The organism is Rhodohalobacter sp. 614A (genome assembly GCF_021462415.1).
Lineage (GTDB): Bacteria > Bacteroidota > Rhodothermia > Balneolales > Balneolaceae > Rhodohalobacter.
Genome location: NZ_JAKEDS010000001.1, coordinates 2,153,105 through 2,163,934 on the forward strand (window position 1 = coordinate 2,153,105; position 10,830 = coordinate 2,163,934).

The 10,830-nt window shown below is 42.5% G+C and carries 10 protein-coding genes; 9 read left to right on the top strand and 1 reads right to left on the bottom strand.

The annotated features are described in order from the left end of the window. Nucleotides 1-87: 87 nt before the first annotated feature. The 6 genes from L0B18_RS08870 (at nucleotide 88) to L0B18_RS08895 (ending at nucleotide 5,395) form a co-directional block, all read left to right on the top strand. On the top strand, nucleotides 88-798 hold the full coding sequence (locus L0B18_RS08870; RefSeq protein ID WP_234571392.1) for a sugar phosphate nucleotidyltransferase: 711 nt from the start codon (nucleotides 88-90) through the stop codon (nucleotides 796-798). Next, on the top strand, nucleotides 795-1,667 hold the full coding sequence (gene rfbD, locus L0B18_RS08875; RefSeq protein WP_234571393.1) for a dTDP-4-dehydrorhamnose reductase: 873 nt from the start codon (nucleotides 795-797) through the stop codon (nucleotides 1,665-1,667). The genes L0B18_RS08870 and rfbD overlap by 4 nt, the downstream gene beginning before the upstream one ends. A 28-nt stretch (nucleotides 1,668-1,695) precedes the next feature. Then, nucleotides 1,696-2,244 carry a dTDP-4-dehydrorhamnose 3,5-epimerase gene (gene rfbC / locus L0B18_RS08880; RefSeq protein WP_234571394.1) on the top strand — a complete coding sequence of 183 codons (549 nt, stop codon included), beginning with the start codon at nucleotides 1,696-1,698 and terminating at the stop codon, nucleotides 2,242-2,244. A 27-nt stretch (nucleotides 2,245-2,271) separates the two neighbouring features. Then, nucleotides 2,272-3,282, top strand: coding sequence for a dTDP-glucose 4,6-dehydratase (rfbB, locus tag L0B18_RS08885; RefSeq protein WP_234571395.1), 1,011 nt, complete (start codon nucleotides 2,272-2,274; stop codon nucleotides 3,280-3,282). A gap of 103 nt (nucleotides 3,283-3,385) precedes the next feature. Continuing rightward, nucleotides 3,386-4,849, top strand: a complete 1,464-nt coding sequence (locus L0B18_RS08890; RefSeq protein ID WP_234571396.1) for a M20 family peptidase — start codon at nucleotides 3,386-3,388, stop codon at nucleotides 4,847-4,849. 72 nt (nucleotides 4,850-4,921) lie between these two features. Next, nucleotides 4,922-5,395, top strand: a complete 474-nt coding sequence (locus tag L0B18_RS08895; RefSeq protein ID WP_234571397.1) for an EVE domain-containing protein — start codon at nucleotides 4,922-4,924, stop codon at nucleotides 5,393-5,395. A gap of 34 nt (nucleotides 5,396-5,429) precedes the next feature. Here the strand turns inward: L0B18_RS08895 and recG are convergent, their stop codons facing one another. Further along, nucleotides 5,430-7,496, bottom strand: coding sequence for an ATP-dependent DNA helicase RecG (gene recG / locus L0B18_RS08900; RefSeq protein WP_234571398.1), 2,067 nt, complete (start codon nucleotides 7,494-7,496; stop codon nucleotides 5,430-5,432). A 191-nt stretch (nucleotides 7,497-7,687) separates the two neighbouring features. Here recG and rpsL point away from each other — a divergent pair, with 191 nt between their 5' ends. From rpsL to fusA, 3 genes are read left to right on the top strand one after another with little or no spacing between them, the layout of a single operon-like run. Further along, nucleotides 7,688-8,062, top strand: a complete 375-nt coding sequence (rpsL, locus tag L0B18_RS08905; protein ID WP_234571399.1) for a 30S ribosomal protein S12 — start codon at nucleotides 7,688-7,690, stop codon at nucleotides 8,060-8,062. A gap of 21 nt (nucleotides 8,063-8,083) precedes the next feature. Further along, on the top strand, nucleotides 8,084-8,554 hold the full coding sequence (gene rpsG / locus L0B18_RS08910; protein WP_370647538.1) for a 30S ribosomal protein S7: 471 nt from the start codon (nucleotides 8,084-8,086) through the stop codon (nucleotides 8,552-8,554). Nucleotides 8,555-8,595: 41 nt separating this feature from the next. Continuing rightward, nucleotides 8,596-10,740, top strand: coding sequence for an elongation factor G (gene fusA / locus L0B18_RS08915; RefSeq protein WP_234571401.1), 2,145 nt, complete (start codon nucleotides 8,596-8,598; stop codon nucleotides 10,738-10,740). The last annotated feature ends 90 nt before the right edge of the window (nucleotides 10,741-10,830 follow it).

The following is a 10,830-nucleotide window of genomic DNA, read 5'->3' on the forward strand; positions in this document are numbered from 1 at the left end:
AAACCGGTTCTTGCTTACGATAAATTTTCCGTATTCTTCATCAAGAAAATAGACGGAATACAACACTAAAATCGAGACAAATATTTCATGAAAGGAATTGTTTTAGCCGGAGGAACAGGATCACGGTTATATCCGCTAACAAAAGTCACGAACAAACATTTACTTCCAGTCGGTAATAAGCCGATGATCTACTATCCTATTGAGAAATTAACCGGAATCGGAATCGAAGAAATTCTCATCGTAACGGGAACCGAGCACATGGGAGATGTGGTAAATCTTCTTGGTTCAGGGAAGGATTTCGGTTGCAGGTTTACCTACAAAGTTCAGGATGAAGCCGGCGGAATTGCACAGGCACTTGGCCTGGCGGAAAACTTCTGCGGTGATGAGCCGATGACCGTTATTCTTGGCGATAACATTTTTGAAGCGGGTCTTTCCAAAGCCAGGGAGAATTTTGACGGAACAGGCTCTCAGATTCTTATCCAGAAAGTGGAAGATCCCGAACGATTTGGCGTAGCAGAACTGGAGGGCGACCGGATTGTGGGAATTGAAGAGAAGCCAAAAGATCCAAAATCGGAATATGCCGTAACCGGGATCTACATGTACGATTCGCAAGTTTTTGATTTGATTAAAAACCTGAAACCATCGAAACGCGGCGAGCTTGAAATTACGGACGTCAATAACCACTATATTGAAAACGGCACTATGAAATACTCTATTCTTGACGGATGGTGGACGGACGCCGGAACGCCGGAATCGTACAAGGTAGCAAACAACCTTGCCCACAAATTAATCGGATGATGAAGTTTTTGGTCACCGGCTCTGCGGGGCAACTTGGCCGTGAGTGGGTCCATTTTTTACAAGAAAAAGGACTGCCATTTGAAGCGTTTAATTCCAGTGAGTTAGACATTACCGATCCCAATGTTGTTGCCGAAAAAATCACACAAGTTCAGCCCAATGTTCTCATAAACTGTGCTGCTTATACAAAGGTGGATGGCGCAGAATCTGAATCGGAAAAAGCTTTTCTGGTAAACGAAAAGGGAGTAAAAAATCTGGCAGATATTTGTGAATCAACAGGTGTAAAACTGGTTCATTTTAGTACCGATTATGTCTTTTCCGGGAGTGATGAAGACCGTGCCAATTATCCTGAAGGATATCCAGAAGAGGCCGATACCAATCCAATCAACAGCTATGGAAAATCGAAAGAAGCCGGCGAGAAGGTTTTGAGGGAATCAGGCTGCGATTGGTTACTGATTCGCGTTTCCTGGTTGTGCGGCCGATACGGTTCAAACTTTGCAAAAACCATGCTTCGGCTTGGAGCGGAACGGGATGAGCTAAGTGTTATTGATGATCAGATCGGCTGCCCTTCCTTCGCTTTTGATGTTGTGGAGAAAACCCATCAACTTTTGAAGTTGGAGAAGACGGGTATTTATCACCTGAGTTGTAAAGGAAAAATTAGCTGGGCTGATTTTGCAGAAGAGATTTTTAAACAAAGCGGACTGAAAGTAGCTTTAACCAGAATTTCATCGGAAGAATATCCGTTTGTAGCAGAAAGGCCACGATTTACATTACTCTCAAACCAGAAAGCAGAAAAAACAGGTTTGCATACATTAGCGTGGGAGAAAGGTTTGAGACAACTTTTGGAACAAGTTGAGGAAAACCGGAGTTAAGATTTAAAGGTTTTATCAAAGATAGAATATGGAATTTGAAAGTACATCACTTCGTAATGTTTGGTTAATCAAGCCAAAGATTTTTAAAGATGACAGGGGGCATTTTCTGGAATCCTTTCGAAGAGAAATTTTCAAAGAGCAAGGTGTGGAATATAACTTTGTGCAGGATAATATCTCTTCATCCGTGAAAGGAGCCATTCGTGGATTGCATTATCAAAAAAATCCTCAAAGTCAGTCAAAATTGGTGATGGCTGTGTATGGAGAAATTCTGGATGTAGCTGTTGATATGAGAAAGGATTCGCCTACTTTTGGGGAGCATTTTTCAGCTATTTTAAATGATGAAAACAGAAATATGTTGCTCGTTCCTTCAGGATTTGCTCATGGTTTTTCGGTACTTTCCGAGAAGGCAACCGTACTTTATAAATGCGACCAATACTATCACAAAGCATCGGAAAGAGGTGTTCTCTGGAATGATCCGGCGCTTCAGATTGACTGGGAAGTGGAAAACCCAATTCTTTCCGAAAAAGATAAAGATTTACCATTACTTCGGGATGTAAATCCTGATGATTTTTTCTAAAAAAAGCAGAATAGAACAGGCAGAAATATGAAGTTGATTGTAACAGGCGGAGCAGGATTTATCGGATCAAATATGATTCTCCACCTGCACAAAAATTACCCGGATGTTGAAATTGTAAACATCGATAAACTGACGTACGCATCAGATTTGAGTTACCTTGAGCCTATCAAGCAGTCTGATCGCTACCGGTTCAAAAAGCTGGATATTGTAGACCGTGATGCTGTTCACGATTTTTTCCAAAAATGGAATCCGGACGGGATTATTCATCTCGCTGCAGAATCACATGTTGACAATTCAATCAAAGGACCGGAACCGTTTGTATACTCAAATGTTGTGGGAACATTTAACCTTCTGGAAGAGAGCCGTTTATTGTGGGAGAAGAATGAAAAGACGCTCAATCCAAGACGGTTTTTGCACATTTCTACGGATGAAGTTTACGGTACTTTGGGAGACGAGGGAAGCTTTAACGAAACGACATCTTATGCTCCAAATTCCCCATACTCGGCATCCAAAGCCAGCAGCGATTTTTTGGTGAGATCGTATCACCACACGTTTGGAATGAATACGGTGATTACCAATTGTTCAAATAATTACGGTCCGCACCAGCACGATGAAAAACTGATTCCCACGGTGATTCGCAAAGCACTTGCCGGGGAAGAAATCCCGGTGTATGGAAAAGGGGATAATGTACGGGACTGGCTTTTTGTGGATGACCATTGCAACGCTTTGGCAACGGTTTTCTTTAAGGGGAAAGCCGGCGAGCAGTACAACATTGGCGGAGATAATGAGTGGATGAACCTGGAACTGGTAAATCATATTTGCCAGATTTTGAACCAGGAATATGGTGAGGGACCAGATGGCGATTATCGAAACCTGATCAGTTTTGTAACAGATCGCCTTGGCCATGACTATCGCTACGCTGTGAATGCGTCCAAGATCAAGAAAGAATTAGGATGGAAACCTTCGCAGGATTTTGATAACATGCTGAGACAAACCGTCCGTTGGTTTATGAAAAAATACGGTTATTTACAGTCGTAAAGACTCATCGTATTTATGATTTTATAAATCGAAGGGATTTACCATTTTCCGGTTGATATTTTCGGGATCATCCTGTTAATCATAATTTTATCTATTCTGCGATATGGGCAAAAAAATTCTATTGGTACTTTTGGGTGCATTTCTGACATTTCTTGTGGTTGTTGTTGTAAGAACCTTTCAGCTTGGAGATACGCAAATAGATCCACAGGCAAATCCGCAGGTAGCATGGGATGAAAATGCAATGATTCGCCGTTTTTCCGATGCCATTCAGTATCAAACCATTTCGGGAGATGAAGGCGCAGAGTTGGACTCGGCCGCATTTAATAATTTTCTTACTTTTTTAAGGGTTTCGTTCCCGCGTGTCCATAATACAATGGACGATACTCTTTTCAACGATTATACTCCGCTTTACTATTGGGAAGGAACAGACAGATCGCTCGACCCGATTTTACTGATGGGTCATTATGATGTGGTACCCATCGACTCTACCGATATAGACGGTTGGACGCATTCCCCGTTTTCAGGAACAATTGAGGATGGATACGTTTGGGGCCGTGGCTCTATGGACGATAAATTCACAGTAATGGCTTTGCTGGAAACAGCTGAATATCTGATCGCCGAAGGATATCAGCCGCAACGAAGCATTTACTTTGCTTTTGGACATGATGAAGAGATTGGAGGGGAGGAAGGCGCAAGAACTGTTTCGAGATATCTGCAGGATAATGATGTATTTCTCCATTCGGTTTTGGATGAGGGAGGAGCCATTATTGATGGAGCTTTGCCGGTGGATCGCCCGGTAGCCATGGTTGGAATTGCTGAGAAAGGATATTTGTCACTCGAACTGGTCGCACGGAGTGCAGGCGGTCATTCATCACGGCCAACAAAAGACAACGCTGTAGCAATTTTAAGCGAAGCGATCACAAAGTTGAATAATAACCAGTTTTCCGCTCGCATTGACGGAGCTGTTGAACAGATGTTTGAATCGATTGCTTCCGAAATGCCGTTCAGTTTTAAAGTAGTTTATTCAAACCGATGGTTGACGGATGGTTTTTTTCGGAACCAATTGCTCTCCGATCCCTCTACCGCTGCGATGATTCAAACAACAATAGCTCCTACTATGTTGCGGGCCGGTGTTAAAGACAACGTTTTACCCAATGAAGCACGGGCCGTAGTGAATTTCAGAATACTCCCGGGCGATACATTTGAAACAGTGACCGAACACGTTAGATCGGCAATTGATGATGAACGGATTACAATTCAGCGATATGGCGAAACACAGGTGTTGCCCTCAGGTATTTCCAACGTGAACAGTTCCGGTTTTGAAGCACTCCAGCAAGCCATTATGGATGTAAAACGGGATGTGTATGTAGCTCCCTATCTTGTTTTTGGTGCAACGGATTCCCGGCACTATTCATCCGTGTCCGATCAGATCTATCGTTTTGCTCCCATGGTGCTTGCGGCTGATGATATGAGCCGGATGCACGGAACGAATGAACGGGTGAGTGTAGATTCTTATCTTGATTCAATCCGGTTTTACTCCCATTACATTCGGATGAGTACGGAATAAAAATGTGGGAATGCACGATTTTTTGTGATTGTTGTTAAGCCGTAAATCATAAACAAAGAACAAATTTGTATCATGAGTAAAAGACAGTATTGGCTAATGAAATCCGAGCCCGAAGCGTACAGCATTGACGATTTAAAACAGGACGGAAAAACGCCCTGGGACGGTGTTAGAAACTATGCTGCCAGAAATTACATGCGCGACGAGATGAATATCGGCGATCGTGTATTGTACTATCACTCGAATGTAAAACCACCGGTTATTGTAGGTATTATGGAAGTTTGTAGTGAACCTTACCCCGATGCACTTCAATTTAATCCTGACAGCAAATATTTCGATAAAAAAAGCAGCGAAGAAGATCCAACCTGGCAATTGGTAGATGTTAAATTCGTTCAGAAATTTGAGAAGCCCGTCACACGAGACGAGCTAAAAGAAGTCAAAGAACTGGATGATATGGAGCTCTTCAGACTCAATCGTGTTTCCATTACACCCGTAAGAGAGCATGAATACAAAAAAATTCTGGAAATGGCAGGGGCAGAAGAGAAATAAAAAATACAGATAAGTTACCCTTCGATGGGAGATCTCACCCAATCCCAAAAAATTCGGCTCTTTCTTTATAATAGGGTTCAAATACTTCTTTAAGTTTTTGATGCTTGGACGATTTCAATTCGGGATCAGATTGAATGACATACCGCGCCGAATTTTTTGCACTTTCCAGCAATATTCTGTCTTCAACAATATCAGCATATTTGAATTCGGGAAGGCCGCTCTGTTTGGTTCCGAGAAAATCTCCGGGACCGCGAAGTTTTAAATCGGCTTCAGCAATTTCAAATCCATCCGTTGTTTCTACCATTTTTTTGAGGCGGTATTTGGCTGAGTCGGTCAGTTTTTGATCCGGCAGCAAAATGCAATAACTCTGTTTTTTGCCACGGCCAATTCGCCCCCGAAGCTGGTGAAGTTGGGAGAGCCCGAATCGTTCGGCATGTTCAATCATCATGATCGTGGCATTTGGTACATCCACACCCACTTCAATCACTGTGGTTGAAACTAAAATCTGAGTTTCTCCTTCAGAAAATTTTCGCATTTTGGATTCTTTTTCGCCGGAATCCATCTGGCCATGTAGCAGATCAATGTTAAAATCTGGATAACGCTTTTTGAGTTTCTTAAATCCCATGGTGGCATCTTTCAGATCCATCGCCTCAGATTCTTCGATCAATGGAAAAATCACATACACCTGATCGCCTTCTTCAACTTGTTGTTTGACGAAATTGTAAACGCCTTCCCGTTCGCTGTCGGACCGAACCGCCGTTTTTGCCGGTTTTCGTCCCGCAGGTAAATCTTTGATGACGGAGATATCCAAATCACTGTAAATGGTCATCGCCAACGATCGTGGAATTGGGGTGGCAGACATCACCAGCAAATGCGGATGATTTCCCTTTTGAAGGATTTCGTTTCGCTGCTTAACTCCAAATCGGTGCTGTTCATCAATCACAACCAGACCAAGTTTATTGAACTGAACTTTCTCCTGGAAAATGGCGTGTGTGCCCACAGCAATCTGGCACGTTCCCCCGGCAATATCAGAAAGAACATCGTTCCGAAGGGATGTAGATTGGCTCCCGGTGAGTAATCGAAAATTGATGCCGAGCGATTCAAGATACTCTTTGATTGTAAAATAATGCTGCTCGGCCAGGATTTCAGTGGGGGCCATGAACGCAGTTTGCCAGCCGTTGTCGAGCGCCATGAGTATCGCGCCAATTGCCACAATCGTCTTCCCGGCGCCAACATCACCCTGGATCAGGCGATTCATTTGATTTCCGGATTGAAGATCACTCTTAATATCGGATAGAGAATTTCGTTGGCCATCCGTTAATTGAAAGGGGAGAATTTCATTAAAGAATTTTTTGGTCAGATTCCCGGCCTGTAACTGGATTCCCGGTGCACGTTCAATACGCTGGCGTTTAATTTTCATCATGCTCAGCTCAAATAGGAAAAACTCCTCAAATTTAAATCGTTCGAGAGCATGGCTTGCCGCTTTCCTTGTTTTTGGCTGATGTATAGTTTGAAACGCTTCTCCTCTAAAATGAAATTGATTCTCAGAAATAACGTTATCCGGCAGAAATTCCTCAAACGTAACTGATTTTAAAATATCTGTGATCCATCCCGTTAAAATTTTGTTGGAGATATAGGCTTTGGAAAAATGTTTGTTTGAGGGATAAATAGGAATCAACGTATCCGGGATTTTCATTTCATCCAGCGATTCAAGTTGTTCCACTTCGGGATGGGCCATGCTCATATATTTCCCATATTTTTTTGCGGTGCCGTATAAAGAAACCCATGAATTTTCTTCGAACAGGTTGATAAAGTATTTCCAGCCTTTAAAGAACACTGCTTTACAAACTCCCGAGTTATCTTCAATCAGAACTTCAAGCCTCCTTTTATTTTTGAAACCGGCCACATTTTTTGATTTTACTTTTCCCACAATCGTCACAGGATCGGTATGCTGATATAAATTGCGGATTGGCTGAATATTGGATTTGTCGATATATCTTCTGGGAAACAGGTACAATAAATCCGCCGGAGATTGAATGCCGCTTTGATGAAGAGCCTTCAGACGTTTTTGATTTAAATTATGGAGGTCGAGTAGCTTCAAATCGATATATTGTTCTATATCAGTATTATATATTTTTTAACCATTTAGGGGTGTCAATATGTCCTTCAGAAACAAATATGAAGGAAACGGCAATAAATAGAAAAATTTAGCGCATTTTTTTTGCAATCTGTGACAAAAAATTACTACCTTTATGAGCTATTGATTTTACGAAAAACAAACAAGGTAAATCCGTGCCAACAATACAACAACTTATTCGCAAAGGTAGAAAAAGCAAGACCAGTAAAACAACTGCTCCTGCTTTGCAAAACTGCCCGCAAAAACGCGGTGTTTGCACACGTGTCTATACAACCACGCCGAAAAAGCCGAACTCAGCTCTTCGTAAAGTTGCCAGGGTTCGATTAACCAACGGTCTTGAAGTGACTGCATACATTCCGGGTGAAGGTCATAATCTCCAGGAACACAGTATTGTGCTTATTCGTGGCGGTCGTGTGAAAGACTTGCCGGGTGTTCGGTATCACATTGTTCGTGGTACGCTGGATACAGCCGGAGTTGATGACAGAAAGCAAGGAAGAAGTCACTACGGCACCAAGAAACCAAAAGGGTAACAAGGATTTTTAACCTTATATATTATGCGAAGAAAAACAGCTGAAAAAAGAGAAATTCAACCCGATCCCATTTTTCATGACAAATTGGTAACCCGGTTTGTCAATAACCTGATGAGAGACGGTAAGAAAGGTGTGGCAAGAAAGATTTTATACCAGGCTTTTGAAATGATTGAAGAGAAAACCGGCGAGCCACCACTCGAAGTATTTAAGTCTGCTTTAAGTAATACAACCCCGGTTGTTGAAGTTCGAAGCCGGAGGGTAGGTGGTGCTACCTATCAGGTTCCTGTTGAGGTTCGTACCGACAGGGGTACAGCTCTTAGTATGCGTTGGATTATTCGCGCTTCAAGACAGCGAAATGATAAGTCGATGGCTACAAGATTGGGCCGCGAACTGATTGATGCTGCTAAAAATGAAGGCGGCGCAGTTCGTAAAAAAGATGAAACACACCGAATGGCAGAAGCTAACAAGGCATTTGCTCATTTCAGGTTCTAAAACAAGAAATTTCCAAACAACTACTCGAAAATTTTTTTGAAATGTCTGAAGTAACGACGAAAACCGATCCAAAAATTATCGACCGCATCCGCAGAACGCGGAACATCGGTATTATGGCTCATATCGACGCCGGTAAGACAACTGTAACTGAGCGTATTCTATTTTATACGGGCCGAAGTCACAGAATGGGTGAGGTGCATGATGGCGCCGCTACCATGGACTGGATGGAGCAGGAGCAGGAGAGAGGTATTACGATTACATCTGCTGCAACTCACTGTATCTGGAAAAATCACCGAATTAATATTATTGATACACCGGGTCACGTGGACTTTACCGTTGAGGTAGAGCGTTCGCTTCGTGTACTTGATGGTGCTATCGGTGTTTTTTGTTCTGTAGGTGCTGTTCAGCCACAATCCGAAACAGTTTGGCGGCAGGCAAATAAATATAATGTGCCAAGAATGGCGTTTGTGAATAAGATGGACCGAACAGGTGCTGATTTTTACAACGTGATTCATCAGATGAAAGACAAACTGAATGCGAATCCTATTCCGATTCAAATTCCTATTGGCGCTGAGGAGAACTTCAAGGGAGTTGTTGACCTTATTAATATGCAGGGAATTATTTGGGACGATGAGTCACTTGGTGCCAAATACGAAGTAGTTGATATTCCTGAGGATCTGCAAGAAAAAGCTGATGAGTATCACAAGATTATGCTTGAAGCTATTGCTGATCATGATGATGAGCTGATGGAAAAATATCTCATGGAAGAAGAAATTTCTGAAGATGAGATTAATGCAGCCATTCGGAAAGCAACGCTTGCGCGATCTATCACTCCTGTGCTTTGTGGTACGGCGCTGAAAAATAAAGGTGTTCAGATTCTTCTTGATAAAGTGATTGATTACCTGCCAAGTCCGATGGATGTTGAGCCTGTAACGGGTCATGAGCCGGGAAATCCTGAGAACAAGATGAAACGAGAGCCTGATGTAAATGCTCCGTTTTCTGCCTTGGCTTTCAAAATTATGACAGACCCATACGTAGGGAAGTTAACCTTCTTCCGGGTTTACTCCGGGACGCTTGAGAAAGGATCTTATATCCTTAACTCGGCAACAGGAGATCGTGAAAGAATTGGCCGGCTGCTCGAGATGCACGCTAACGACAAAAAAGATATTGATGTTGTTCGTGCCGGTGATATTGCTGCGGCGGTAGGTGTGAAAAAAGTAGGTACAGGTGATACATTCTGTGATGAGGAACATCCTGTTCTGCTGGAAAAAATTACTTTCCCTGAACCCGTTATTAAATTAGCTGTTGAGCCGAAGTCTAAAGCGGATGCTGAAAAACTTACAACCGGTTTGATTAAGCTGGCTGAAGAAGATCCGACATTCCAGGTTAAGACTGATGAAGAAACCGGTCAGACTACGATTGCCGGAATGGGTGAATTACACCTTGAGATTATTGTAGATCGGCTGAAAAGAGAATTTAAAGTTGAAGCAAATGTAGGTGCGCCTCAGGTTTCTTATCGCGAGACCATTACCAAGCCTGTTGAACATCAGGAAGTTTACAAGAAACAGACTGGTGGTCGTGGTAAATTTGCCGATATTCAGTTTGAAATTGCCCCGATTGAGCATTTCGACCAATATGCTGATGACGACAAAAAAGTTACACTCAGTGAGGGCTTTAAATTTGTAAATGAAATTGTAGGTGGTAGTATTCCTAGAGAGTACATCCCCTCGGTTGAAAAAGGATTCCGTGAGTCTATGAAGAGCGGTATCCAGGCAAATTATCCGGTTCAAAATATTGGAGTTCGGTTATTCGACGGATCATATCACGATGTTGACTCTGATGCATTTAGTTTTGAGCTTTGTGCCAAACTTGCGTTCAGAAATTCTGCACGGAAAGCCTCTCCACAATTGCTCGAGCCGGTAATGACGGTAGAAATAACAACTCCCGACGATTATATGGGAGATGTGATCGGAGATTTGAACGGACGCCGCGGAATCATCCAAAAAATGGATAATAACGCAGAAGGTTCTGTTGTAAAAGCGAAGGTACCATTGTCTGAAATGTTTGGTTATTCAACAGATCTTCGTTCAATCACGCAGGGACGCGCAGTTTATTCGATGGAGTTTGCTGAATATGTTGAAGTTCCAGCTTCAAAAGCACAAGAAATAATAGAACAACAAGGATAATACATAAACCTAATTAACCATGGCAAAAGAGACATTTCAACGTACCAAGCCGCATGTGAATATAGGTACGATAGGTCACGTAGATCACGG

What these genes read in the sequence shown, in the direction of transcription:
- L0B18_RS08890 (WP_234571396.1), top strand. Translation starts at nt 3,386, where the DNA reads ATGGGCAAAAAAATTCTATTGGTACTTTTGGGTGCATTTCTGACATTT.
- rfbB (WP_234571395.1), top strand. Translation starts at nt 2,272, where the DNA reads ATGAAGTTGATTGTAACAGGCGGAGCAGGATTTATCGGATCAAATATG.
- rfbC (WP_234571394.1), top strand. Translation starts at nt 1,696, where the DNA reads ATGGAATTTGAAAGTACATCACTTCGTAATGTTTGGTTAATCAAGCCA.
- rfbD (WP_234571393.1), top strand. Translation starts at nt 795, where the DNA reads ATGATGAAGTTTTTGGTCACCGGCTCTGCGGGGCAACTTGGCCGTGAG.
- fusA (WP_234571401.1), top strand. Translation starts at nt 8,596, where the DNA reads ATGTCTGAAGTAACGACGAAAACCGATCCAAAAATTATCGACCGCATC.
- L0B18_RS08895 (WP_234571397.1), top strand. Translation starts at nt 4,922, where the DNA reads ATGAGTAAAAGACAGTATTGGCTAATGAAATCCGAGCCCGAAGCGTAC.
- L0B18_RS08870 (WP_234571392.1), top strand. Translation starts at nt 88, where the DNA reads ATGAAAGGAATTGTTTTAGCCGGAGGAACAGGATCACGGTTATATCCG.